The sequence below is a fragment of the Paenibacillus sp. LRG-1 genome, from assembly GCF_057220305.1.
The window spans coordinates 1,529,500-1,554,113 of the sequence record NZ_CM170126.1; the positions used below are offsets into that span (position 1 = coordinate 1,529,500).

General features: G+C 45.4%; 23 protein-coding genes, 1 tRNA gene, 1 pseudogene and 1 riboswitch. Of the genes and pseudogenes, 19 read left to right on the forward strand and 6 right to left on the reverse strand.

What is annotated here, in order from left to right; translation table 11 throughout:
• Positions 1–37 precede the first annotated feature (37 nt).
• Positions 38–286 (reverse strand): hypothetical protein, encoded by a 249-nt coding sequence (locus ACUUJN_RS06690; protein WP_013309254.1) that lies wholly within the window; start codon positions 284–286, stop codon positions 38–40.
• A 296-nt stretch (positions 287–582) separates the two neighbouring features.
• Positions 583–1,320, reverse strand: coding sequence for an urease accessory protein UreF (locus ACUUJN_RS06695; protein WP_028543043.1), 738 nt, complete (start codon positions 1,318–1,320; stop codon positions 583–585).
• A 268-nt stretch (positions 1,321–1,588) separates the two neighbouring features.
• On the opposite strand from ACUUJN_RS06695, the gene ACUUJN_RS06700 reads away from it, so the two are divergent.
• Positions 1,589–1,671, forward strand: a tRNA-Leu gene (locus ACUUJN_RS06700).
• A gap of 146 nt (positions 1,672–1,817) precedes the next feature.
• Here ACUUJN_RS06700 and ACUUJN_RS06705 read toward each other — a convergent pair.
• Positions 1,818–2,303, reverse strand: coding sequence for a glutathione peroxidase (locus ACUUJN_RS06705; RefSeq protein ID WP_023987602.1), 486 nt, complete (start codon positions 2,301–2,303; stop codon positions 1,818–1,820).
• Between the two features lie 466 nt (positions 2,304–2,769).
• Positions 2,770–2,942, forward strand: a riboswitch (cyclic di-AMP (ydaO/yuaA leader).
• 115 nt (positions 2,943–3,057) lie between these two features.
• Here ACUUJN_RS06705 and ACUUJN_RS06710 point away from each other — a divergent pair.
• The 6 genes from ACUUJN_RS06710 to ACUUJN_RS06735 all read left to right on the forward strand — a co-directional run bounded on the left by ACUUJN_RS06710 (position 3,058) and on the right by ACUUJN_RS06735 (position 9,415).
• Complete coding sequence (locus tag ACUUJN_RS06710; RefSeq protein WP_023987603.1) at positions 3,058–3,453, forward strand: hypothetical protein; 396 nt, start codon at positions 3,058–3,060, stop codon at positions 3,451–3,453.
• A 183-nt stretch (positions 3,454–3,636) separates the two neighbouring features.
• Positions 3,637–3,714: a potassium-transporting ATPase subunit F gene (locus tag ACUUJN_RS06715; RefSeq protein WP_071559652.1), complete on the forward strand. Its 78-nt coding sequence runs from the start codon at positions 3,637–3,639 to the stop codon at positions 3,712–3,714.
• A gap of 151 nt (positions 3,715–3,865) precedes the next feature.
• Positions 3,866–5,542 (forward strand): potassium-transporting ATPase subunit KdpA, encoded by a 1,677-nt coding sequence (gene kdpA / locus ACUUJN_RS06720; RefSeq protein WP_068939857.1) that lies wholly within the window; start codon positions 3,866–3,868, stop codon positions 5,540–5,542.
• 37 nt (positions 5,543–5,579) lie between these two features.
• On the forward strand, positions 5,580–7,610 hold the full coding sequence (gene kdpB, locus ACUUJN_RS06725) for a potassium-transporting ATPase subunit KdpB (RefSeq protein ID WP_068939862.1): 2,031 nt from the start codon (positions 5,580–5,582) through the stop codon (positions 7,608–7,610).
• A 19-nt stretch (positions 7,611–7,629) separates the two neighbouring features.
• Complete coding sequence (gene kdpC / locus ACUUJN_RS06730; protein ID WP_484669422.1) at positions 7,630–8,358, forward strand: potassium-transporting ATPase subunit KdpC; 729 nt, start codon at positions 7,630–7,632, stop codon at positions 8,356–8,358.
• Between the two features lie 166 nt (positions 8,359–8,524).
• A complete protein-coding gene (locus ACUUJN_RS06735; RefSeq protein WP_053324900.1) occupies positions 8,525–9,415 on the forward strand; it encodes a GNAT family N-acetyltransferase in 891 nt (296 codons plus the stop codon).
• 79 nt (positions 9,416–9,494) lie between these two features.
• Here ACUUJN_RS06735 and ACUUJN_RS06740 read toward each other — a convergent pair whose 3' ends face one another.
• Together ACUUJN_RS06740 and ACUUJN_RS06745 are read right to left on the reverse strand one after the other, a co-directional pair.
• Positions 9,495–10,814 (reverse strand): Nramp family divalent metal transporter, encoded by a 1,320-nt coding sequence (locus ACUUJN_RS06740; RefSeq protein WP_023987609.1) that lies wholly within the window; start codon positions 10,812–10,814, stop codon positions 9,495–9,497.
• Positions 10,815–11,050: 236 nt separating this feature from the next.
• Entirely contained in the window at positions 11,051–11,320 is a 270-nt protein-coding gene (locus tag ACUUJN_RS06745; protein ID WP_081327499.1) for a manganese catalase family protein, read from the reverse strand.
• A gap of 137 nt (positions 11,321–11,457) precedes the next feature.
• On the opposite strand from ACUUJN_RS06745, the gene ACUUJN_RS06750 reads away from it, so the two are divergent.
• From ACUUJN_RS06750 to ACUUJN_RS06760, 3 genes are all read left to right on the forward strand, one after another.
• Complete coding sequence (locus ACUUJN_RS06750; protein WP_013309264.1) at positions 11,458–11,877, forward strand: organic hydroperoxide resistance protein; 420 nt, start codon at positions 11,458–11,460, stop codon at positions 11,875–11,877.
• A gap of 123 nt (positions 11,878–12,000) precedes the next feature.
• Positions 12,001–12,327, forward strand: a complete 327-nt coding sequence (locus ACUUJN_RS06755) for a hypothetical protein (protein WP_025722703.1) — start codon at positions 12,001–12,003, stop codon at positions 12,325–12,327.
• A 130-nt stretch (positions 12,328–12,457) separates the two neighbouring features.
• Positions 12,458–12,883, forward strand: a complete 426-nt coding sequence (locus ACUUJN_RS06760; protein WP_023987611.1) for a thiol-disulfide oxidoreductase DCC family protein — start codon at positions 12,458–12,460, stop codon at positions 12,881–12,883.
• A gap of 191 nt (positions 12,884–13,074) precedes the next feature.
• On the opposite strand, the gene ACUUJN_RS06765 is transcribed toward ACUUJN_RS06760, so the two are convergent.
• Positions 13,075–13,851 (reverse strand): DUF3153 domain-containing protein, encoded by a 777-nt coding sequence (locus tag ACUUJN_RS06765; protein ID WP_484669423.1) that lies wholly within the window; start codon positions 13,849–13,851, stop codon positions 13,075–13,077.
• A gap of 236 nt (positions 13,852–14,087) precedes the next feature.
• On the opposite strand from ACUUJN_RS06765, the gene ACUUJN_RS06770 reads away from it, so the two are divergent.
• The 9 genes and pseudogenes from ACUUJN_RS06770 to ACUUJN_RS06810 all read left to right on the forward strand — a co-directional run bounded on the left by ACUUJN_RS06770 (position 14,088) and on the right by ACUUJN_RS06810 (position 24,186).
• Positions 14,088–15,059: a metal ABC transporter solute-binding protein, Zn/Mn family gene (locus ACUUJN_RS06770; RefSeq protein ID WP_053324903.1), complete on the forward strand. Its 972-nt coding sequence runs from the start codon at positions 14,088–14,090 to the stop codon at positions 15,057–15,059.
• Positions 15,060–15,073: 14 nt separating this feature from the next.
• On the forward strand, positions 15,074–15,838 hold the full coding sequence (locus tag ACUUJN_RS06775; RefSeq protein WP_023987614.1) for a metal ABC transporter ATP-binding protein: 765 nt from the start codon (positions 15,074–15,076) through the stop codon (positions 15,836–15,838).
• 5 nt (positions 15,839–15,843) lie between these two features.
• A complete protein-coding gene (locus ACUUJN_RS06780; RefSeq protein ID WP_023987615.1) occupies positions 15,844–16,773 on the forward strand; it encodes a metal ABC transporter permease in 930 nt (309 codons plus the stop codon).
• Positions 16,770–17,657, forward strand: a complete 888-nt coding sequence (locus ACUUJN_RS06785; RefSeq protein ID WP_023987616.1) for a metal ABC transporter permease — start codon at positions 16,770–16,772, stop codon at positions 17,655–17,657. Before ACUUJN_RS06780 ends, ACUUJN_RS06785 begins: the two co-directional genes overlap by 4 nt.
• 219 nt (positions 17,658–17,876) lie before the next feature.
• Entirely contained in the window at positions 17,877–20,204 is a 2,328-nt protein-coding gene (locus ACUUJN_RS06790) for a histidine kinase (RefSeq protein ID WP_028543032.1), read from the forward strand.
• 517 nt (positions 20,205–20,721) lie between these two features.
• Entirely contained in the window at positions 20,722–21,888 is a 1,167-nt protein-coding gene (locus ACUUJN_RS06795; protein ID WP_160789642.1) for a P-loop NTPase family protein, read from the forward strand.
• Positions 21,889–21,903: 15 nt separating this feature from the next.
• A pseudogene (locus tag ACUUJN_RS06800) lies at positions 21,904–22,770 on the forward strand (TadA family conjugal transfer-associated ATPase); the annotation flags it as partial.
• A gap of 31 nt (positions 22,771–22,801) precedes the next feature.
• Positions 22,802–23,014: a hypothetical protein gene (locus ACUUJN_RS06805; RefSeq protein ID WP_484669424.1), complete on the forward strand. Its 213-nt coding sequence runs from the start codon at positions 22,802–22,804 to the stop codon at positions 23,012–23,014.
• Between the two features lie 149 nt (positions 23,015–23,163).
• Positions 23,164–24,186 carry a hypothetical protein gene (locus ACUUJN_RS06810; protein ID WP_484669425.1) on the forward strand — a complete coding sequence of 341 codons (1,023 nt, stop codon included), beginning with the start codon at positions 23,164–23,166 and terminating at the stop codon, positions 24,184–24,186.
• The last annotated feature ends 428 nt before the right edge of the window (positions 24,187–24,614 follow it).

Below are 24,614 nucleotides of genomic sequence, written 5' to 3' on the forward strand. Positions count from 1 at the left end.
TACGGGTCTATTTGGTTTCTTGGTGATATGGAATGACCTATATGTAACTGGAATGCTTGTTAGGTTTAGAGTGCGGTGCCTCCTTATAATCGTTATCGTCGATGTTCAGAATTGCAGCAACTTGTTTTCTGTACCTTTGTGCTTTGCGGGTGCCGTGAATCAGATTGGACAAGCGTGAAGGCGGAATATTGTGTGTCTCACAAAATGTTTTCTGATCCAGTCGAAGTTCGACAAGCCGTTGTTTGATGGCCCACCCGAAGGAGGTGACAGGCATTTTGTTATTCAAGAGAAATCGCCCCTTACGGATTCTTGCGGAATAATTGGTGTGTTATAATAATCATCAGTAAACATGTTAGAATTAACCATCTAACACTATGATACACTTTTATACGTGTTTTTACAATCGTAAATGCGTCATTTTGTTGAATTAATTACTTAATTAAGTGCTAGGTGGTTCTGATAATCCGTCTAGAGTCTGCTAATGGTGTGAATTGCGATTATATGTGGATAAAAAACACTCTGCCACCTGAGGAAAGGGACAGAGTGTTTTTGGTGTTGTGACCACATTGGCGAAACGACGCATCAGGGGGATGCTGGAAGGCGTTTGAATAGACCTGAGGAGGAAAACAGTCTAGGTTCATCCAATTGGTTATTATGGCTCATATAAAGAGGTAGAGTGATGTAGGAGCTGGACCAATGTCTGTGAAGAAAGCGACGCTGAGATGCAGTTGGCTCAGGTTGGTTAAGCTTCTTCCAGGCAGAGAGGAGCTCGCTTGTCATACGCTCCATAAGAGGGTTCTTTTCCTCATAAGGAGGATTGAGTAGTTTGAAGGCATCTTCCACACAGAAGGACACCGCTGCGCTAAGATAGCCGTGAACGGTCTGTTCTACATCGTTTCCGAGGAGGAAGTTAATCCAGGTGTGAACGGTAGCGAGTGTGCCAATCGCATTGTATTGAATGAGTATAGATTCCAACTGGTCAAATTCAAGCCAAGGATAAAGAGCCTTAGCGAGCTTGAGCAGACGCTGACCGGATAGACGAAACTCCTTCACATGCTGCCAGGAGGGACGTTGGGTATGCAGCATCTTATCAATGAGGGCGATCCGCCAACTGTCATTCTGCTGGATGGCGACATACAGACTTTTGATAGCCATGCCGTCAACGGTTGTAAATTGAGGATACAAATCATCCAGCATGTAATGTTCCAGGTCTTGTAGACTGTTCAAATGTCCGTTACGCGATAGTTTCTCCAGTCCGTTAAAACGGGTAAAGCCACCAACAGGTAGGGAAGGGTCCAACAATAATGCATAGTTCAGCAAGCGGTTGCCTTTATGCAAGGTGGTTCGCCTCCTCGAAGTGAATCCTTATGTCATGTTATGTTATTTTACTTTTTACTTGGGGATAACGAAAAATATTCGAAATATATGTAATATATATTTACATTTAAATAGCTTTTGTGTCAAATCAAATATTCTTATCGCTCATACATGTTAGTTAAAATAACATATAAAATAATTATTATATTTTTGTTTACAAATAGTTGATGAGAGAGTATAATAAATCTGTTGCCTCATTACATTATGATTTGCGGTCGTGGTGGAATGGCAGACACGCTATCTTGAGGGGGTAGTGGGCGTACGCCCGTGGAGGTTCGAGTCCTCTCGACCGCATTATATGCAAGACTCAGTTAAAAAAGCATCCTGACACGGTTTACGTGAAGGGATGCTTTTTTTGTTAAGCATTTTTCGTTATATCCTTTAGCCACAGAAGCAACGGTAGACAATAGGTCATTTATTAACTGTGATAAAGAAGGATGTCAGTTTTGCTGCAAAAGCTTCTCTATATCTCCCGCCAGCTTATCTGGAGTGGTTTGCGGTGCATAGCGCTTAAATACGTTACCTTCTCGTGTAATTAAGAATTTAGTAAAATTCCATTTGATCGCTTTGGACCCTAATACCCCCGGAGCAGTTTGGGTCAGGTAACGAAATAAGGGGTGCGCTTGATCGCCATTGACATCTGTCTTGGCGAACATCGGAAAGGTAACACCATAATTGATCTGGCAAAACTCGGAAATCTCCTCGCTGGAACCTGGCTCTTGTTTGGCAAATTGGTTGCTGGGAAATCCCAAAATTTCGAGCCCCTGTTCATGGTACTGGTCATATAGCTCTTGTAGCGCTTTGTATTGGGGGGTTAACCCACATTTGCTGGCAGTGTTCACGATAAGCAGAACGTTCCCTTCATATGTGGATAACGGAATTTGTTTCCCTTGCAGGGTGTGCGCATCATATTCATAAACGGTCATAGTATCTCTCCTTATTCAATATTCAGCAATTAAATTGTAAGCAATTAAAAGCGAGGTTGCAAGTTTTGAAAAGCTGTATCAAGCCTTTAGCCGCTGTAAAATCGTATTTTGTTCAAAACAGTAAATCGCACCGCAAATGGAGCGAATTAAGGTGTTTCTTCTTATAAAAGCGGGTTCAATCGGTGTTTAGCTGGTACATATAGCGTATTTTCTTCTCTTTTTACAAAAAAAGGCCAAAAACGCTCTACCCTACGCCAATATTGACATGCTTGTCATTTTCGAAAAGGGATGAAAAACAGAGATTGAAGGAGCTGTGAGAAGCATAGTTGCATTGTAAGCGCTATTATTAATATCCTAGGCTCTAAAGGCCGATTTATAACCCCGCAGTTGAGCTTTACAGTCTTCCATGCGCGGGTGTATGATTCAAGACGTAATTTCAAATTAACTTGAATGAAGCAACAACGAAATGTCTATAGCGCTGAATTTTGCAGTTGCAAAAGCGGGGGAACCAATCGAGATTGTACGGCTTCGGAAGCCGTGTGTCTCATGGGGTGAATTTTCCGGTCAAGTGCCAGAAATAGGGCGACTCTCACGTCCGAATCCGACAGCTAACCTCGTAAGCGTACAGGGAGAGGCAACAAACCGCCGTGTGCAGCCATGGTTTATTTTATCATGGATATGTAAGAAGCCGGAGGAAAGCCTTTTTCCTTCGGCTTCTTTTTGTTGTCTTTTTATACCGGGAGAGGAGCTACTGATGGAAGGTCGGTTAATTATTGTCACTGCACCGAATGAAGCGGGCAGAAGTTTTGTGAAATTGCTTATTTTCAAAAAATTGGCGTTTGCAGTTCTCACGAATAGCGCCCAGGAGGAACGACAGCTCAAAAAAATGGGTGTGGAGCACATTGTCCGCATCAATACCATGCAAGCGGGAAAATGGAATTTTCCAAAAAAAGAAATTGGTAGTGTGTATTTGTTCGAGAACAGCTTGAATCTGACGTGCCGTTTCCTGCAAATATGTCGGCCGCTAACATCGGAATCGATCTATGTTATTACGCACGGCTGTAATCCACAAGGAATTTATCGGGGATTGGGAGCGGATCATGTGATCTACACATTGAACGGAGAGGTGGGTTTTCTGCTGAACGGATAAGCACTTATAACATAGTTGTTTTATGATTTTATGATCAAATAAGAATGGCGATCTGAGGACCGATACGGAGGGTATAAACATGATGGATATATACATGCTGCTCGTCATGGCTGTGAGTTATGGAGTGATACTGCTGTTTGTACGCTGGTGTGATGCGCAGACCTCTAAAGGAGGACGAAGAGGATGATCGTTATACTTGGACTTACGGCTATTGTGTTTATGTATTTAATCTACGCACTCCTGAACCCTGAAAAGTTCTAATCAGCTATAGGGGATAGAGCGGGCGGGAACAACAGATCTGAATATTAAGCATCATAGGTAGCAGGTTTTCGCAAACGTGTGCACACGTTTGGTGCTCTGGAAGCAGGTCTGTTGTTCCAAACGCAGGAGCATTTTGAAGGAGGAATAAAGGATGGAGCTGCTTCAAATTGGAATTGTGATCGTCATATTGCTGCTCTTGGTAAAGCCAGTGGGCACCTATATGTATCATGTATTCTCGAATGAACCCAATCGGACGGATCGGATTTTTGGCGGAACAGAAAAGCTGATTTATAAGATAGTAGGATTGAAGAAGCTGGAGAGCATGCGTTGGACTACGTATGTTATGAGTTTCATTGCAACGAATGTCGTGCTTGTGGCGATCAGCTACTTGCTGTTGCGTTTACAGGGAATGCTTCCCGGTAATCCGGCTGGAAACAGTAATATGGAAGCATCACTAGCTTTTAATACGGTAATCAGCTTTATGACGAATACGAATCTCCAACATTATAGCGGAGAAAGCGGGCTTACGTATCTGACACAGATGGCGTTCGTCACGATGATGATGTTCACTTCGGCTGCTTCCGGTTTTGCGGTTGCTGCGGCTTTTATGAGAGGATTGACGCGGCGCGGTGAAGGGATGGGCAATTTCTTTCAAGATTTTATTAAAGCCATTATAAGGATTTTCCTGCCGCTGGCCTTTGTGCTTACGCTGGTGCTGGTTGGATTGAAGGTACCACAGACGCTACAGCCTACGGCGGATCTTACGACGCTGAGCGGAACACAGCAGCAGATTTCTATGGGGCCCATTGCTTCTCTGGAGTCCATCAAGCATTTGGGGACGAATGGAGGCGGTTATGCGGGAGCTAACTCTGCGCATCCTTTTGAAAATCCAAGTCCTTGGACGAACGTGCTGGAAATTTTGGCAATGTGGGTAATGCCAGCTTCGTTGCCGTATACCTTTGGATTGTTTGCCCGTAATCGTAAGCAGGGCTGGATTATTTTTAGCTCCATGATGGTATTGTTTCTTATTTTTCTATCTATTACGTACGTGTCTGAAAAGACAGGTAACCCGTTAATCCAGACACTGGGTGTGGATGCTTCTCAAGGAAGCATGGAAGGGAAAGAGGTTCGTTTCGGCATTGGACAATCGGCTTTATTCACTGCGGTCACAACAGCGGCAACGACAGGTTCGGTCAATAATATGCATGATACACTAACCCCACTGGGTGGCATGGCTGCTTTGGGAGAAATGATGCTAAACGTCATTTTTGGCGGCAAGGGTGTCGGGCTGATGAATATGCTGATGTATGCGATTCTGGGTGTGTTTATATGCGGACTGATGGTCGGGAGAACTCCGGAATTTATGGGAAGGAAAATTGAAGGCAAGGAAATGAAGCTGATCGCGATTGCCATTTTGGTACATCCGTTCCTCATTCTCGCCCCAACTGCGCTTGCGTTTATGAGTCATTGGGGATACGACGCGGTCACTAACCCTGGCTATCACGGGTTGACTCAGGTGCTCTATGAATATGCGTCATCTGCTGCAAATAACGGTTCGGGATTTGAAGGTCTTTCGGATAACAACGTATTCTGGAACATGACAACGGGGCTGGTTATGTTCTTCGGACGATATGTATCTATGATTGCATTGTTGGCTGTGGCGGCTTCATTGAATGCCAAAGCACCGACTCCGGTGACGACGGGGACACTGCGTACGGACAACAAGTTATTTGGAGCCATTCTGATCGGGGTCGTGCTGCTGATTGGTGCGTTGACCTTTTTACCCGTCATCGTATTGGGACCTGTTGCTGAATTTTTGACCATGTGAAGAAGAAAATGAGAATGGATGAACGGGGTGTTTGATCATGAAGGAACAACGCAAACACATGCTGGACAGAAGCATCTTGAAGCATGCGATCAAGGATAGCTTTATAAAATTAAATCCGATGATTATGATGAAGAATCCTGTCATGTTCGTCGTGGAGATCGGTACATTGGTTGTGCTGCTAATGTTACTGCTTCCCGGTTATTTTGGAACTGGCAAGGAAATGGGCTTTAACCTGGCCGTGTTTGTTATTCTGTTGTTTACGTTGCTTTTTGCTAATTTTGCCGAAGCGCTCGCGGAGGGGCGGGGTAAGGCACAAGCTGCCTCTTTAAAAAAATCCAAGCAGGATACGCAAGCTAACAAACTCGTCGGAAATGACATTCAGGTGGTTAGTTCAACCGAATTGCGTAAGGGGGACGTGGTTATTGTCTCCCAGGGCGAAATGATCCCAAGCGATGGTGAGGTCATTGAAGGTCTGGCTTCGGTGGATGAATCTGCAATTACGGGCGAATCGGCTCCGGTCATCAAGGAATCGGGTGGTGATTTTTGCTCGGTAACCGGCGGGACGCGAGTGGTCAGTGACCGGATTAAGGTGCGGATTACGACAGAGCCGGGCGAGACATTTATTGATAAAATGATTTCGCTCGTGGAAGGCGCACAGCGGCAAAAAACGCCGAATGAGATTGCACTGAACACTTTGCTGATTAGCTTAACGATTATTTTTCTAATTGTAGTGGTTACGCTAGCGCCGATTGCCCGTCATTTTAACATTGATTTGCCTGTTCCTGTGCTGATTTCGTTGCTAGTCTGTCTGATTCCAACCACGATTGGAGGACTGCTGTCAGCCATCGGGATTGCCGGTATGGACCGGGTCACCCAGTTTAACGTGCTGGCCATGTCAGGCAAGGCGGTAGAAGCTTCTGGGGATATCAACACGATGATTTTGGATAAAACAGGTACAATCACCTTCGGGAACCGAATGGCGAGTGAATTCGTGCCTGTAGAGGGCGTGGAGAAGGCAAAGTTAGTGAAGTGGGCAGCGATTAGCTCTATGAAGGATGAGACGCCAGAGGGTCGCTCGGTTCTCGAATTGATGCGCAAACAGGAGCATACGCTGGATGCATCCTTGGCAGCAGGTGGAACCTTTATCGAATTCAAGGCGGAGACCCGGATGAGTGGTCTGGATCTGGCCGATGGACGAAAGGTACGCAAAGGCGCGGTGGATTCTGTTCGGCAATGGATCGTCTCGCAAAACGGCAGTGTTCCAGCTGATCTGGAGGAAAAAGCGAATCAGGTAGCCTCTGAAGGAGGTACACCGCTGGCAGTCGCGCTGGATGATCAGATATACGGCATTATTTATCTGAAGGATACAGTGAAGCCAGGCATGAAGGAACGGTTTGATCAGCTTCGGGAAATGGGTATCCGTACGATCATGTGTACCGGAGATAATCCACTGACAGCAGCTACAATTGCACGAGAAGCGGGTGTGGACGACTTTGTAGCTGAGAGCAAGCCGGAGGACAAAATAGCGGTTATCCGACGTGAGCAGGAACAGGGTAAGCTGGTTGCTATGACCGGAGACGGCACCAATGATGCACCTGCGCTGGCGCAAGCGGATGTCGGTCTTGCCATGAATAGCGGCACAGTCGCGGCCAAAGAAGCGGCTAATATGGTGGACTTGGATTCCGATCCGTCCAAAATTATTGAGGTGGTCGCGATCGGCAAGCAGCTGCTTATGACGCGCGGAGCATTGACAACGTTCAGCATTGCAAACGATGTTGCCAAATATTTTGCCATCATCCCGGCGATGTTCATGCTGGCCATTCCACAAATGGGTGCTTTGAACGTCATGGGGCTTGGCTCCCCGCTGTCCGCTATTTTGTCGGCGCTGATCTTTAACGCGGTTATTATTCCGCTTCTGATTCCGCTGGCCATGAAGGGCGTGAAGTATAAGCCGATGAGCTCGGATCGCCTGCTGGGACGGAATTTGCTGATTTACGGTCTGGGCGGTATGGTCGTACCGTTTGTCGGCATTAAGGCCATTGATTTGCTGGTGCATTTGTGGATTTAGCGCAGAAAGGGTGAGCGACATGAGTGGTTTTTATCGGATGATGTCTGGACGCAGATTTACTGCGCACGAAAAAGCCGAATCTGGCGGGCAAGGTCATAACAAACGTACAGGGACCGGGACAGTGTCAGAAGGACAACCGGAGAGACAAGAGATGCGAGGAAGTGCAGTTATTGGAGTGGCTTTGCGAACTTCAGTGCTGATGATTCTCTTGTGCGGTTTGGCATATCCGCTAGCCAGTACAGGAGTAGCACAGGTTCTGTTTCCACAGCAAGCAAACGGCAGTATGCTTCGTGACGCGGAGGGGCGGGTGGTCGGCTCCGAACTGATTGGGCAGTCCTTTGCCGATTCGGCGTTTTTTCAAGGTCGGGTATCGAGCGTTGATTACAATGGGGCTGGTTCAGGCTCAAGTAACTACGCGCCGTCGAATCCAGCCTTGATACAGCGAGTCAAGGACTCTATTGCGGATTGGCAGAAGCATAACCCGGATGTACCCGTCAGTCAGGTTCCGGTGGACCTGATTACGAACTCCGGCTCCGGTCTGGACCCGCACATCTCGCCACAGGCGGCACGGGTGCAAATTCCGCGCATTAGTGGCTTGACGGGTATCCCGCAGGATCGACTGAGAGCACTGGTGCAGGAGCAGACAGAAGGCCGCAGCGCCGGGGTGTTCGGCGAGCCACGTGTGAACGTGCTCAAGCTGAATCTCGCGCTTAAGGCGCAAATGAAGGTAGAGCCTGCCAAGCGTTGAGAATATAATAAATTGATTTGTCTGATAATTAAGTTAAAATAGTACTCAAATATGATCAAGGAGGCGGTCCAAATGGTAACGATGAATAAGCGGACAGACTATAGAAGGACAGCGCCTACTCGTCCATAAACTGCGTGGTTTCTTCTTGATGAGGGTAACCAATAATATGCAAGATTATAAATTTTTTAAAATGAATGATTTTTCAGATCATCAGATTGCTCGAATACGAATGTTGGAACAACTATGCAAGAATTTCGACGGATCAAGTTTAAGAGTGGGCATAGAAAGCCTTAAAGAAAATGGTGGAGATAAAGCGATCCTTTGCCAATTGGGCAACCAGTTGATTGGCTATCTCAGTTGGTATACATCAGATGAAATCGAAGCTAATATTAACGCTATGGTTCATCCTAATTATCGGCGCCAGGGTGTATTCCGCACCTTAATGTACAATGCTGCAGCTGAGATACAATTACAAGGCATCAAAGCATGTCGCATCAGAATCCCGTCCAATTCAATACCTGGAATAGATTGTGTGAAGCACTTGGGGGCCAACTTTAGTACGTCTGAATTCTCCATGAATTTAAATCGGTTCCAATCTGATAGGTTACATCAATCCGGCTTAGTTTTGCGGCTAGAAGAAGATCAGGATTTTGATTTTATGGTTGAATGTTCATCGCAAGCTTTTGGTGATTCCGAGTCTTGCACAAAGAACTATTTTAAGCATACGAGAGAACCAGAACGTGTAACTTACCTCGCTGTAGATAGACTGACACCGGTCGGAATGATTCGAGTCAATCATGTTCATACGGATACAGCTGTTATTCATGATTTCTGTGTACATCCATTATACCAAGGCAAAGGGTATGGCCGTGAAATTCTTGCTTGTTTGGTGAAAATCTTGCTTGCCAAGCAGTACACTAAGATTCGACTAGGAGTAGTTACGCAAAATGAGCGTGCCTTGAACCTCTATCGGTCAATAGGGTTTGAGATTTCTGCCGAGTCTCATTATTATGTGAGTGCTATACAAAATTTAATTTATACAGGACAAATAAAATAGGATGAACAAAAAAAAGGTATCTCGCTGCCATTGGGGCAAGTGAGATACCTTTTTAATATATTCATATATTGGCTACCGATTAACCTGAAATCGTTTGGATGATGAGCACTACATTCAAGATGATAATGACAGCGGTCACGATCCAGGTTAATACTTTTTGCCACATTTTATTTGCGAATTCACCCATAATCTTTTTGTCGCTGGTAAAGAGCAGTAATGGAATGATGGCAAAGGGAAGCTGGATGGACAGGATGACCTGGCTCAGCACAAGCAGTTCCTCCGCACCTTTTTCACCTGCGATTGCAGTGACGATAACCGCTGGAATGATCGCGATGAGTCGGGTCACCAGACGACGCAACCAAGGTGAAAGACGAAGATTCAGAAAGCCCTCCATCACGATTTGTCCAGCTAAAGTGCCTGTAACGGTTGAATTTTGACCTGAGGCGAGTAACGCCACCCCAAATAGTATACTCGCCAGTGTGGTTCCCAGTAGTGGCGAAAGCAGATAATAGGCATCACTAATTTCGGCTACATCTGTTCTTCCTGCCGTATGGAATACAGCAGCTGCCACGATCAAGATGGCGGCATTAATAAATAAAGCGAACATCAGCGCTATACTGGAATCCCAAGTTGCAAATGTAATAGCTTCCCGTTTACCTGCTGAAGTCTGCTCAAATTTGCGAGTTTGTACAATAGAAGAATGCAGATACAGGTTATGCGGCATTACAGTAGCGCCCATAATACCGATGGCAATGTACAGCATGCTTGGATTCGTCAAAATTTGCGAGTCTGGTACAAAGCCGCCCAATACGCCGCCCCATTCCGGTTGTGCCAAAAGGAGATTAATGCCAAAACAGCCGGCAATCGTCGCCATCAGCACAATGACAAGTGTTTCCAATGCCCGAAAACCTTTGTTTTGCAGCAGTAAAATGAGCATAACATCAAATGCTGTAATGATAACTCCGTATAGTAACGGTAGACCGAACAGCAGCTTCAGCGCAATGGCTGAACCGATGACCTCGGCCAAATCCATGGCTGCAATGGCAATTTCACACAATAGCCATAAGCCGATCGCGACAGGACGACTATAGGCATCACGGCACATTTGAGCCAAATCTTTACCTGTGGCAATGCCAAGCTTGCCGGATAAGGCTTGCAGCAGGATGGCCATCAGGTTGGAGATTAGAATGACACTAAGCAGCGTGTAGCCGAATTTCGATCCGCCGGCGATGTCTGTGGCCCAGTTGCCGGGGTCCATATAGCCGACTGCGACCATATAGCCGGGTCCAGCAAAGGCAAGAAACTTCCGAAACCAGGTCCCGTCTTTCGGGACGCTCAAGGAACGATTCACTTCCGACAGTGAAGCGATTTCCGCGAAGTTGCCCTTTGTATTTTTCATACGCTTCACCTTCTTTATTGATGTTGAAATATATTATTAGTGACATAACGATTGTGTTATCCCTATTGTACACCCACAATAGTTTTTGTCTAGTGCAACTTTTGTGTGGTCAAGCAAGTTAATCGTATTTTTGAAGCAATATAGCCATCGTATAAAGCTGAACAATAGAAAAACCAAGCTATATCACTCTGATGGGAGCAGCTTGGTCGTTTTGGATTTTTTTTAAATTACATCTTTTAAATATTGCGGGAGAGCCGTGCAGCCAGTTCCTCAATTTCTTCCGAGGATAGTCCTGGGGAGAACATTTCTGGCTTTTCCTCCAAATCGGGGATGGGAGCTCCTTCGGGAGGACCGTCTTTAACATACAAAGGTTGTCCATCTTCCGGGTGAACGCCGTTCCATATTTTATCAATTTCCTTGTAGTCATTCGGACTGAAACGATAAATAGCCCGGTGCAATCCTTTTTCTTCGAATTTACGCGTTTCAGGTGGAATTAAACGGTAAATAAATCAGTTAACTTCCATGTTTTAAATGATTCATTTTGTGTAGTTCGTTTAAAGTACATACGAGAAGGAAATCATGTATTAACATGACGATAGATTCCTGCGGAATGCAAATAATATAGAGAAGGAGAGATGAAATCATGGAAGCATTATACACAGCATCAGCAACGGTACATGGTGGAAGAGACGGTTCAGTCGCTTCATCTGATGGGGTTTTGAAGCATAAGCTCAGTACGCCGAAGGAACTGGGTGGCGCAGGTGGAGAAGCTACGAATCCGGAGCAATTGTTTGCGGCAGGTTATGGTGCCTGCTATGAGAGCGCATTGGCTAACGTGGCCCGAAAGGCTAAGGTGAAGGTGGATAATGTTGAGGTCACCAGCCACGTATCTATCGGCAAGGACCCAAGCGATGGCGGCTTCCAGCTGGCGGTACGTCTGGATGTGAAAATACCTGGTATTGAACGCGCCCAGGCCGAAGATTTGGCACGCCAAGCACATGATTTTTGTCCATACTCCAAAGCAACACGCGGTAACATTGATGTCGAGCTCAATGTCATTTGACTGCATTTCTATAACTTTTACACTCTGGCCGCCGATTTATTGGCGGCTTTTGCACATAGATCTTGATTAGCTGAGATTCGCGACCATTTGACATCATCGCCAAAATTCATTAAGATGGCTTAGGTGATTCTGGTCATCAGGTACGAAACAAATTTGAAAAATACGGGTGATATGATGTCTTACAGACCGAATATTGTTAATTTCACGCTGGCTGGCAGCAACGAAAAAGAAGGGCTTTATGAGTTTAAAATGAGTTTGGCCGATGGAACGGAGTGCCGCGTTTTTTCTCAACGTAATCCGGAGTGGACCTTGACGAATATTAGTCGACTGCTAACGACGCCTTGCCCGGTATGCCATAAGGATTTTATCTGCAAGTGTATGGATAAGTTCCATGAGGAGTTTTTAGAGCAAATTAATACGAAACAGCTGTTTGAGAAAGCATTGAGCTAGTTTTTCGAACAGGTAAAGACTATACATTTCTAAACAAGCGTCGGATACTTTCGGCGTTTTTTTGTTTATATTCATATGGTTGCGTTGCTGGTATTCATGCCGTTGATTTCTCTGGAGGTGAAATGCATTTATGAACCAGTCTGATCATGCCCATTCAGATCATTCCATTGTGTTGGTGGATGGGGTATGCCACTTTTGTCAGGGAGCGGCCCGCTTTATTATCAAGCGTGACCCTAAGGGAACATTTCATTTTGGTTCCCTGCAATCTGAGGCAGGACAAGAACTATTACGTGCAGGAGGACTATCTACAGATCAGTTGGATACGTTCGTGCTGATTGAAGACGGTACGTATTATACAAGGTCAACCGCAGCTTTGCGAATTGCCAAACGTCTTCGTTTTCCATATCCGCTGGCCTATGTGTTCATCCTGGTTCCCCGCTTTGTGCGCAATGCAGTCTATAACTGGGTGGCGCGTAACCGATATCGTTGGTTTGGCAAGGATGAAGAGGATCAATGTCAGATCCCCCCACCAGAAATTAGACAACGATTTTTTTAGAGGTTGTTCAAAAAGTCGTCTTTCCATAACGAAGCTAATCAAGAAGCGGATTCGACGTCGAATCTTGAATTCAGCCGGGCCTTCCGTTGCTCACGTAGATCTGTCTACGCTCCGCTACTCAGTCCCTAGCTTCATCCAACCTTCTCGGTCCTGAAAAGCCGACTTTTTGAACACGCACTTTAGTTGCTTTTTTAAGTTTCTTTTTTGGAGCGATGTCTACGAATTAGTAAGATCACAGCGATCACGATCAGTATCAGGCTCGTAACAGCTACATACACGATATGTCGTACATTGGGTACGTTAACAGACAATTTTAGCTCGTTAGATTCCAAAGGAGCAATGCCCCAATATAGTGTTTTTCCGTCTTCCGACACACGGTCCGCATTATTGGTAGCAGGTTGGATGGGTAAGGATAGGCTGAAGTTAAGATCCAGCTGCCGCTCCAGTAATTTGCGCGCAAACACATTCATTTGCTCAAATTTGTCACTCAGTCCTTGAGCTTCTTTAGGAAGCATCCGTGGTAGATCGAGCTTCATGGTAAGATCAATATTCGTTGTGAAAAAATGTTGACTCACAGCACGCTTTATTTCTAATCCCTCAGGTAGATTTAATCCCTGACTGGGATTTTTTTTGTTTGTGCTCCAATCTCCTTGATAATGTCCCTTGATTTGATATCCCTTTCTTCCCTGTTCAGCTAGCGGCTGTACATCTACATTGTTGCTTTGAATACGCTTGACTAATCGATCTAGCAGCCCGGGATTGTCCAACATCATCAGTGTCTGGTTGTTTACACTGAACGTTGCATCCATATCTACACTTTGATCGAGATGAACATCTACATGGATGTCACCTCGAGCACAGGAAGTTAGGGCAAGCAGACAGCACACCAGCATAAAAATGAGCAGTATTTTTCGTATCCGAACTTGCCGACGTTTGTTCCGATAAGGGCTGTATCCTGTTGGCTCCATGACCTGCACCTCTTTATATGTATTCTTTGGTTTAATGACTGGATATCTTCTATATATTACACATTGGGAGAACGAAAATCGAACGGTATAACGAAATACATAAGAATTATATTTTATAAAATGTTTCCCTAGGTAAAAACTTTAGTGTATACTCTAAAATATAGTATTGATAAAAAATAATTGAATCAAGGAAATAGTTTGTCTTAAAACGAATATTCAAAGGAGGATTTTAAAACATGAACAAGCAGTTTAAGAAGGCTTTGCCGCGATGGGTAACGACGGTTGGAGTGTTGTCTCTAGCTCTAGTTCTAGCGACTGCATGTACCGATGCTAAGAAGAAGGAGCAGGGAACTGCGAGAGAGGCGGGACAAAAAATAAAGGCTACGGCTACCATCGGTATGATCTCTGACATTGTCGGCAAGGTCGGCGGTGATTATGTGGAGGTCACGGGAATTATGAAGTCAGGCGTTGACCCGCATTTGTACAAGGCTTCTCAGGGAGATATGCGCAAGCTGGATCAGGCCGACGTTATTTTTTATAACGGGTTGCATCTGGAAGGAAAAATGCAGGACATTCTGGAGAAAATCAGCAAGCAAAAACCCGTCATATCCGTGTCCAAAAACATCGCCCAGGATCACTTGCGTGCAGGTAGCCCGGAAATGGGATCTGAGCATGATCCACATATCTGGTTTAACGTACAGAATTGGATGTCTGCGGTAGAAACCGTCAGAGATGAATTGTCGGCGCTAGACGCTGTTCATGCGGAGGAATATAAGGCCAACGCAGAAAGCTATCTTACTGAGCTGCGAGAGCTGGATGATTACACGAGAGAGCAGATTGCCAGTATACCGGAAGCCCAGCGCGTGCTTGTCACGGCACATGATGCTTTCGGCTATTTCGGAGATGCCTACCACATTCAAGTGAGAGGACTTCAAGGTATGAGCACAGAATCAGAAGCGGGTTCTCAAGATGTGACCAAGCTGCGAGATTATCTGGTCGAACATAAAATCAAGGCTATATTCGTAGAATCTAGTGTTCCGAGAAAGGCCATAGATGCGGTTATTCAGGGGGCCGCTCAGCAAGGTCATATAATTAAGGTTGGTGGCGAGCTGTATTCGGATGCCATGGGTGAAGAGGGCACAGAAGATGGAACATATATTGGAATGGTCAAGCATAACGTTAATACGATTGTTAAAGCTCTTAAATAAGGAGGCAGAGATACATGGGGCATTCACCACTTGTCGTTCGTGATTTATCGGTAGCTTATCAAAAAAAGCCCGTTTTGTTCGATGTTTCCTTTGAGGTGCCGGAAGGCAAGCTGATTGGTATTATCGGTCCGAACGGGGCTGGGAAATCTACACTGATCAAGGCAGCGCTTGGACTGATTCCAAAGCTTAGGGGCGAGGTGCTGGTCTACGGCAAGCCCTATAAGCAACAGCTACTCAAGGTTGGCTATGTACCACAGCGGGAGTCGGTGGATTGGGATTTTCCGACGAACGCATTGGATGTGGTTATGATGGGACGGTATGGCAGATTGGGCTGGTTTAAGCGTCCGGGAGCAGCAGATCGTCAGGCTGCGATGGAGAGTTTGGACAAGGTTGGAATGAGCAAATATGCAGACAGGCAGATTAGTCAATTGTCTGGCGGTCAGCAACAACGTGTTTTTTTAGCCAGAGCACTCGCGCAGGATGCTCAGCTTTATTTTATGGATGAACCGTTTGTCGGTGTGGACGCTGCAACAGAAAAAGCCATTATTTCATTGCTCAACGATCTGAAACAGCAGGGTAAAACCGTGCTTGTCGTTCATCATGATTTATCTACGGTCACGGATTATTTTGACCAGGTTATGCTGTTGAACGGGCATCTGATGGCGTTTGGAGAGACGACAGATATTTTTACCGAGGAAAATCTGCAGCGTACGTATGGCGGGCGTCTGAGTATACTCAAAACAGGCCCGGATTCCGGTACGATACTCGGAGTGAGGTGAGCAGTATGACAAGCTTGGCAACGCTTTTGACCGACCCAAACATGCAGTGGATTTTGCTGGGCTGCATTTTGCTCGGTTTAAGCAGCGGGGTGATTGGCAGTTTTATGTATTTGCGCAAGCAGTCGCTCATGGGAGATGCTTTGGCACATGCGGCTTTGCCGGGGGTATGTGTGGCTTTTATGATCACAGGTACAAAATCCGTGTTTGGATTTATGATTGGGGCCGCTATTGCGGGGATTGTTGCTACCTTTGCCATCAGTGCATTAACCCGGTATTCACGAATTAAAAGCGATTCCGCGATTGCAGCGGTGCTGTCGGTATTTTTTGGCTTCGGCATTATGTTGTTGACCGAAATTCAGCATAGTGGCGCAGGCAATCAAAGCGGATTGGATAAATTTCTATTTGGTCAAGCTGCGGCAATGGTATTGTCTGATGTCTATACGATGGCGGTAATTTCGGTGGTACTCATCGGAATATGTATATTATTTTTCAAGGAATTTAAGCTGCTCAGCTTTGATCCCGGCTTTGCCCGCGGACTTGGTTTTCCGGCAGGTTTGCTGGATAAGTTGTTGATGCTAATGATTGTCATTGCGGTGGTTGCTGGCATTCAGGCCGTGGGAGTCATTATGATGGCTGCCCTGCTGATTACCCCGGCCGTGTCGGCAAGATACTGGACAGAGAAGCTGGGTGTCATGGTATGCCTATCAGGCTTGTTTGGTGCTATAGCAGGCCTTGGTGGGACGGTCATTAGCTCTCTGGGACAAAATCTGCCTACAGGACCGTTATGCGTGTTGTGTGCGACTGTGGTGTTTGGAGTGAGCTTGATTTTTGCGCCGCAGCGCGGGATGATCTCCAAGGCTATCGTTCGGTTGAACGCCAGAAAAAATCTGGAGCAGACAGTCGGAACACAGCCAAGGGAGGAGCGTGCCCTATGAGTTCATTTTATGTAATTTTGACGGGAATGTTAGTGGCAGGGGGATGTAGTATCGTTGGGTGCTTTCTCGTGCTCCGAAAAATGGCTATGATCGGTGATGCAATCAGTCATGCGGTATTGCCGGGGATTGTCATTGCCTTTCTCATCAGCGGATCGAGGGATTCGGTGTGGATGATGTTTGGTGCGGCTGTGCTGGGTCTTCTAACGGTGTACCTGATTCAGCTATTCCAACAAAGCGGTCTGCAAAGTGATGCTGCCATTGGCGTGGTGTTTACGACATTGTTTGCTATCGGTGTTTTGCTGATCAGTGTGTTTGCTTCCAATGCCCATCTGGATATGGATCACGTTTTGTATGGGGAAATTGCTTATGTGCCGTGGAATACGTTAGAAATAGCCGGCTTCGATGTCGGTCCGAGGGCTGTGTGGATTACGGGCGCGATGTTTTTGATCAATTTGCTCGTGATAGGGGGCTTTTTCAAGCAATTTAAAATCACTTCCTTCGATCCCGCCTTGGCAGCTTCATTAGGCATTCCAGTTGTTTTATTTCATTATCTACTGATGAGTCTCGTCTCACTAACGACGGTGGCGTCATTTGAGAGCGTGGGTGCAATTCTGGTGGTTGGCATGCTCGTTGTACCGCCTCTTACCGCTTATTTGCTGACGGAGAAGTTGTCCCATATGATTGTATACAGCGTCGGATTTGGGGCGATCAGTTCGGTCGTAGGCTTTTACACAGCAAGTGTATTGGATGCTTCTATTGCAGCATGTATGCTGTGTGTATCGGGTGTGTTGCTGCTTTTAGCTTTTCTCTTTTCCCCGTCTCACGGTGTGGTATGGCAAAAGTTATTTCAACAACGGGGGATCGTTGGCGAAGATAGCAAGTGATTGTAGGAAGTGATCCCATATGAGTTACCCAAAATAGCGTGCATTCAGGCATAAGAGACCTGAATGCACGTTTTTTTGCGCTTATACTGCCCTGTGCGGCTTTTTTTGGGGCAAGCTTGATTGATCATCTTGAATTGATTGGGACACGGGAGTACATTCATTACAACCATATAAGAATGGACGGAACAAACAAGCGGCACGCTGTGGGGAGGAACGAAAGTGGAGAGCTTCAAACGTAAATCACCAGAGGAAATACTGGATTCGATTAACAAACTGCATCGAGGCAGACTCAAAATATACATGGGTGCGGTCAGTGGCTCGGGCAAGACGTATCATATGCTGCAGGAGGGACAATCGCTGCAGCATGAAGGTATTGATGTTGTGATTTGTGCGGTCTCAACCATGCAGCGGCCTGTGACCGTGGAACAGGTCGGCACGCTGGAGCGAGTGCCTAGTATTCATTGGATAAAAGATGGTGAGGAGCAAAAGGATCTGAATGTGGAAGCTTTGGTGGCACGAAATCCCGAGGTGGTACTGGTGGATCATTTGGCACATCATAACCGGAAAGACGCCCTATTTCCAACACGGCTGGAGGATATTCGGTATTTGCTGGAGCAGGGAATTAGCGTCATTACGACGGTCAATGTTTATGAACTCGAAGGAATTACGGAGTGGGTATATCAGCTGACAGGCTTTGAAGCGGAATATACGGTTCCGGTTGATACACTGGAGCTGGCGGATGAAATTCGTCTGATTGATGCCACCCCGGAGATGATTTTGGAACGGCTGGCGAAAGGCTATATGCATACGCCCAATCCTGAGATGTTTCACCGGGGAAATCTGGGTAAATTGCGTGAGCTAGCCCTGCGATTGGTAGCAGAGGATGTGAACGATTCGCTGGAACGGCACCGGGAAGAGTTAGGCTTGCACGGGGCGTCTGGAGCCGCAGAGCGTATTTTGGTACCTGTCCAATATCATTGGAATGGGTCCATTTATGTACGTAGGGGGGAACAGGTCGCCAAGCGGTTGGGTGGAGATATGCTAGTAGTCTCCTTTGTCAGCTCGAAGCGCAAGCTGTCCAAGGAATCAGCTGCCTTCAAGCGTTCAATTGAGAAATTGGCTGACAAGATCGGATCAACATTTGAAGAAATCCCGCTTTTTTCCCGCAGAAGGTTGCCTCGTCAACTGATTCATTATGCGGTGACGCACAATGTTACCCGAATTGTTATGGGGCATTCTCGGCAGACGCCGTGGCAGGAGCTGATGAAAGGATCGCTTGTGAACGGGATTTTAAAACGAATGAAAAATATGGATTTGCTGCTGATTGCGGACCGGGCCGAGCAGGAGGGTGAGCGGATTTTGCCAACAATGAGACAGGAGGAGGGAGATAACGATCCGTATCATCGTTTGAGCGTTGAGGAAGCACAGGCTGAGGCAGCCAAAATCCTGCGGGGCAAGCTCAAGGTATACATTGGCGCTGCTCCGGGGGTCGGCAAAACATACACGATGCTGAGAGAGGGGAATGATCTGCTGGAGAGTGGGATCGATGTAGTTATCGGATTGCTGGAAACGCACGGAAGAGCAGAAACACTGGCCCAGGTAGGATCTCTGAAGATGATACCCCGTCAGTCCATCGAGCGCCATGGCGCACACTTGGAAGAAATGGACACGGAATCCATTCTCAGGCGTAATCCCGAGGTGGTGCTTATTGATGAGCTGGCACATACCAACGTTCCCGGAAGTATGAGATCTAAGCGCTATGAGGATGTGCTTACCATTTTGGAACAAGGTATTTCTGTGATATCCACAATGAATGTACAGCATCTGGAGAGCTTGAATGATGCGGTAGAACAGATTACTGGTATACGAGTGAGAGAGACTGTTCCCGACCATATGATGCGTCTGGCCGATGAAGTACAGCTTGTTGATGTGGCTCCCAAATCGTTGCAGCAGCGTATGCGTGAGGGCAAAATATACGATCCTGCGAAGGTGGAACAGGCACTTAGCCATTTTTTTAAACTGGGCAATCTGATTGCGTTGCGTGAACTTGCTTTGCGGGAATTGGCAGATGACGTAGATGAGCGGCTGGAATCCTGGGATCGACACGAATCACTTCGGGGACCGTGGCGCAGGGAGGAAGTGATCTTCGTAGGCGTGACGCTAAGCGAAAATGCTGAAAGGCTGATTCGCCGCGGTTTTCGTATCGCCTTTCGTCTGAAGGCTGTGTGGATTGTGACTTATGTTCATGTCGGTGAGCGTATGCCCGAGAGACTGAACCCTCGTCTGGAACAACTAAAGTTGCTGACCCACCGACTGGGGGGAACCTTTGAGATACGGCTTGTTTCCAGCCGAAGCGAGATTGCCGACATTTTGATTGCTCCAGTGGAAGGATATTCAGGTACGCAGCTCATCGTGGGGCAGTCTTCCCGAAGTAGCCGTTGGGGGAAGGCTGCGGTTGTGCCGAGGATTCTCCGTCAAGCACGTCATATGGATGTTCTAATTGTGGCGGATTATGATCCGGATATTAAGCTGGAGGTAGATCGTTAATTCGCCCAGTAAATTCATAAATAGTCATATGATGGTTACCGATGGTTCGCTGCTTCCATAGTATATTCTATCTCAAAGAAATGGAGGCGAATTAAAAATGTTTAAACATTGTCATTTGCGTAAGCCAAAAAAACGTATCTTTAAGAAGATCATTAAGGTGACTGTCATTAAGTTTAAACCTAAATTTAAACATGATCACCGGAAACATGAAGATTTTGATAAGAAATGTCATTGCCGGAAACGTCGCCATCACCGCCATCATCGTCATCATGACTGTCATCGTCGTCACCACAAATTCTACTAAGATGAAGATGCTAGGAGGCGGGGCTAGACTGCCCGCCTTCTCCTAGTACGAGGATTTTGGAAGATACTTGCACAAAAAATACTTGCTCTAATATAAGCGCTATGCTATTCTACCAGTAAATAGATTGCACGTGACGGAAGCACCGTTCACCAACCGTATGTACTTACGGATGGATGAACGGTGCTTTTTTGCGTTGTTGTGTTAGGGAAAGGGATGAGCGTTATAGTTCCAGTGAAAGTGGTATTGGCCGTAGAAAGCCGGGATTATATTGAGCCGCTGCTGAATTATGTTCACGGAAGCGAGTACGCCAGAAGGCTGAGAATCACGGCTTTTTCGCAACCGGAGGCATTTCATCAATACATGATGGAAACCAGTGGAATGAAAAGACCGGATGTGGTGGTAGGTGAAGCGGCTTTTTTGAATCTATGGACAGACAGGGAAGCTGCTGATATTCCTTGTTTGGTATTGCATGAGGGAGAACAAGTGAGCGAATATGGACAGCCTTTATTAAAGTATCAGCCTTTATCTGAGCTGGTCGGTTTTATTTTGGAAACGGCTAGACAGAGGTCGAACGGTCGGAAAAGTGTAAACAGTCGGGAAGGTGGAATGATTATCGGCATCGTAGCAGCTTCCGGTGGACTAGGCAAGACAACGGCCGCACTCAATATGTCCAAACAGCTGGGGAATGAGGGATATTCGGTATTCTATCTGAATCTGGAGACGGTGGATTCAAGCTCGTTGTTCACTGGTTCAGGCAGTGCTAGCGGAGCAGAAGGAGAAGGGCTGTCCAGGCTGCTCTATGATCTCAAGGCGGAGGGGAGTGAGGACACTCCATTATCCATGGCTTCCTACTGTATTCGTCGCCCTGAAATTCAGGCGGATACTTTTCAGCCTGTCTATAATCGCAAGGAGCTGACGGACATGACTTGTGATGAAGCGAAAGAGCTGATTCGAACGGTTGCCGAAAGTGGGCAGTATGATGTAGTGATCGTAGATGGCGATTCTGAAAAAGGTGATCGGGCTCAAGCCGTGCTTGAAGCTAGTCATAAGCTGATTTGGCTGCTGGCAGACGATTTAATGAGCATGCACAAGTGCGGATTATGGCTGGATGTTTTAGAAACCACGCAGCCTGAAGGGCTTGAAGACATGATATGCAAAACCAGCTTTGTGGTGAACCGCTATATGGGAACTATGATCAACTCATTACCTCGTGACTTCATGGAGATAAACGGAGCGTTACCCTATATACCTTCATGGAAGCAGATGCAGCACCATGAGCTACTGCTTAGTTCACCGATTTATCAGCGGGAAATTCGTCATCTGTGCCACGAGCTGCTGAATGTGGACAGTGTAACACATCCGCCCGCCGTTTGGTCTTAAAAGGGGCTGATGAACATGAATGAGGAACGGTTTAAGGCATTGCGAGCAGATATCCGAAACGGGCTGGACGTAACGTCTTCGGTAAAGGATGCAGATCTGGTACGGCATATTGAAAATCGAATTTTACACGATGTAGAGCTGGTGGGCTTAACTTCCCGTGAGAAGCATGCACTCGTCCGCAAGATTTTTAACTCTTTCCGTGGGCTGGATGTACTCCAGCCATTGATTGATGACCCGACCGTTACGGAAATTATGATTAACAGTCACCGGGAAATTTTTGTGGAACGGGCTGGTGAAGTGATGCAGGTACCTGATCAATTTGAGTCCCGCGAGCGGCTGGAGGATTTAATCCAGACGATTGTAGCCGGGGTGAACCGAATTGTGAATGAGGCTTCCCCCATTGTGGATGCCCGGTTAAAGGATGGGTCACGCGTAAATATTGTGTTGCCTCCAGTTGCTCTCAAGGGTCCGACGATGACAATACGGAAGTTTCCCGAGCGTCCTATGACGATGGATGACTTGATACAAATGGGTGCGCTTGATGCAGAAACCGCTGCTATGCTCAAGGACTTGGTACGTAGCAAGTACAACATTTTTATAAGCGGAGGAACGGGGTCTGGTAAAACAACTTTTCTGAATGCATTATCCCAGTTTATCCCGTCGTCTGAACGGATTATTACCATTGAAGACTCAGCAGAGCTGCAAATTGTGACGGTCCCTAATCTAGTTTCCATGGAAACACGGAATGCGAACACCGAGGGGAAGGGAGAAATCACAATTCGTGATCTGATTCGTTCCTCCCTGCGTATGCGGCCCAACCGCATTGTGGTGGGTGAGGTCCGGGGAAGTGAGGCATTGGATATGCTGCATGACAAATCTATAAAAAGGTTATTCGAAAAGGAGACAGAAACACATGGGCAAAATGATTGTACGGTATAGTATTCTTCGTAACAATGGCTTTGGGAAATTTATTCTGGAGAAAAAAACTGCAACTATGAATTATGAAATTAGATTGAAAGATTACGAATATCAGCAGGAGAGTATAGTAAATGAGATAAGCTCAAAGGAGAGTGTTAAGCCAACACAGGTGAGAGTTACTGGGATTTTGGGACTTCCCTATTCATAACGTGAATAACAGCTTTAGAACAAACGTGAGAGCGTCTAAGGAGTATGTCATTGTAAAGTGCTAGGAATCAAAAAAATATACTCGAACAAGTGTGCTGATATATGGTATATTGTTCCTATATTTTTTAAAAATATAAACTGGGGGTAACAATGAATAAAGAAGAAAGAAAAAAGGCAAACGACCATCAAATACTTGTTTATTTCAATGGCTTTGAACCTACTTGGAGAGAAACTAAGATTTTGTCCATAAAGCATTTGTTAGAAAATAGAAACCGATTCGTTAACACTCTTCAAGAGTATTATGGTGAAAATTATATTGCAAACTTTGAACATTATGCATATGTTGAAGCAACCAATGGTCTTATCTTTAGTGCTATTTCGGAACTAATGATGTATATAGAAGATTTGTTTTGTTTAATTAAATTTATACGTGAGGAAGAGTATTTCATAAAGAAGATAGTGAAATATCAAGCTGGTAAAGTAACGAGTCTAGTCCATAAAATTACTACTAAATCTGATAAAGATATTTTGAAAGCATTTATGATTCCAGATAGAGAGTATATAGAATCGATTATGATAGGACATGATGAAGCTAGGACTCAAGAGATATTGTCTATATATGATAAAAATGTAGATACATTGCTGATATCTCTAAAAGAAATATCTCAAAAGTTTAAGAAATTTCAATTTTATTATAATCAATATAAACATGGCTTATCTGTAGGAATAAAAATGTTTGGTGGTGAAATGAATCTGGAATTTATCAATTATAGAAAATCAAATACAAAAGGTACTCCTATGGTTTATGATAATTCAACTATAGAGACTAAAATGAAACAAGAACGTTCAATACAAAATGGTTACAACATAGTAATACCAGATATTAATGGGCCAATCCAAGGACACATAAAAGATTTAGAGAGAGAAGAAAACCTTTTAACCTATCACATGAAAGGTGAAGTTGATATAGATGAACTTCTTGATACTGCAAAAAAAATCTCTTCTTTAATTTACATTTTATCAAAAAACAGAGTAGATTATATACAACCAGAAAAGAAAGGTGTTAATACTATTTATTTTCCGTTCCAATCCGAAAGAAACCGAGTTCAAAGTATGTCTTTCTTTCCAATAGACGAGCCTTTAAAGCTATCGTATTTTGATGTAAGTATTTAAATAAAAAACCAATTTTACCATCCAGTTGTCCTATATTGACAGTGACTGGATTTTTTTGTATCCAATTCTCAATATGCACTTTTTTTGTGCAGATTGATAGATACCTTGATATTGAGAAGCTTCTATGAAAATTTCAGGGAACCTTATTGATGTCCTAATTGTTGCCATTACTAATACTTAAATAATTTCAGTATTAGGCTACTAAGTTAAGCTTAGGAGGTTCGAAGTATTCAAATGATGAGACATCCCAACATTACTGTGCGTGAGTTGCACATTAAATGAGGAAGGCGCAGAATCGCGCTGTCATAGCTGATAGTATAGTTTACATAACGAAATGGGTGTCACCCCAACGAAATATCAAATTGCAATGTCGTCACTATTCCATGTCACCAAGTGACACGATTCCTCGCTCGGCAATTCTGACGGAT

Coding starts and splice junctions, on each gene's coding strand:
- ACUUJN_RS06705 (WP_023987602.1), bottom strand. CDS start 2,303: ATGACCGTTTATGAATATGATGCGCACACCCTGCAAGGGAAACAAATT.
- ACUUJN_RS06710 (WP_023987603.1), top strand. CDS start 3,058: ATGGAAGGTCGGTTAATTATTGTCACTGCACCGAATGAAGCGGGCAGA.
- ACUUJN_RS06715 (WP_071559652.1), top strand. CDS start 3,637: ATGATCGTTATACTTGGACTTACGGCTATTGTGTTTATGTATTTAATC.
- kdpA (WP_068939857.1), top strand. CDS start 3,866: ATGGAGCTGCTTCAAATTGGAATTGTGATCGTCATATTGCTGCTCTTG.
- kdpB (WP_068939862.1), top strand. CDS start 5,580: ATGAAGGAACAACGCAAACACATGCTGGACAGAAGCATCTTGAAGCAT.
- kdpC (WP_484669422.1), top strand. CDS start 7,630: ATGAGTGGTTTTTATCGGATGATGTCTGGACGCAGATTTACTGCGCAC.
- ACUUJN_RS06735 (WP_053324900.1), top strand. CDS start 8,525: ATGCAAGATTATAAATTTTTTAAAATGAATGATTTTTCAGATCATCAG.
- ACUUJN_RS06740 (WP_023987609.1), bottom strand. CDS start 10,814: ATGAAAAATACAAAGGGCAACTTCGCGGAAATCGCTTCACTGTCGGAA.
- ACUUJN_RS06750 (WP_013309264.1), top strand. CDS start 11,458: ATGGAAGCATTATACACAGCATCAGCAACGGTACATGGTGGAAGAGAC.
- ACUUJN_RS06760 (WP_023987611.1), top strand. CDS start 12,458: ATGAACCAGTCTGATCATGCCCATTCAGATCATTCCATTGTGTTGGTG.
- ACUUJN_RS06765 (WP_484669423.1), bottom strand. CDS start 13,851: ATGGAGCCAACAGGATACAGCCCTTATCGGAACAAACGTCGGCAAGTT.
- ACUUJN_RS06770 (WP_053324903.1), top strand. CDS start 14,088: ATGAACAAGCAGTTTAAGAAGGCTTTGCCGCGATGGGTAACGACGGTT.
- ACUUJN_RS06775 (WP_023987614.1), top strand. CDS start 15,074: ATGGGGCATTCACCACTTGTCGTTCGTGATTTATCGGTAGCTTATCAA.
- ACUUJN_RS06780 (WP_023987615.1), top strand. CDS start 15,844: ATGACAAGCTTGGCAACGCTTTTGACCGACCCAAACATGCAGTGGATT.
- ACUUJN_RS06785 (WP_023987616.1), top strand. CDS start 16,770: ATGAGTTCATTTTATGTAATTTTGACGGGAATGTTAGTGGCAGGGGGA.
- ACUUJN_RS06795 (WP_160789642.1), top strand. CDS start 20,722: ATGAGCGTTATAGTTCCAGTGAAAGTGGTATTGGCCGTAGAAAGCCGG.
- ACUUJN_RS06805 (WP_484669424.1), top strand. CDS start 22,802: ATGGGCAAAATGATTGTACGGTATAGTATTCTTCGTAACAATGGCTTT.
- ACUUJN_RS06810 (WP_484669425.1), top strand. CDS start 23,164: ATGAATAAAGAAGAAAGAAAAAAGGCAAACGACCATCAAATACTTGTT.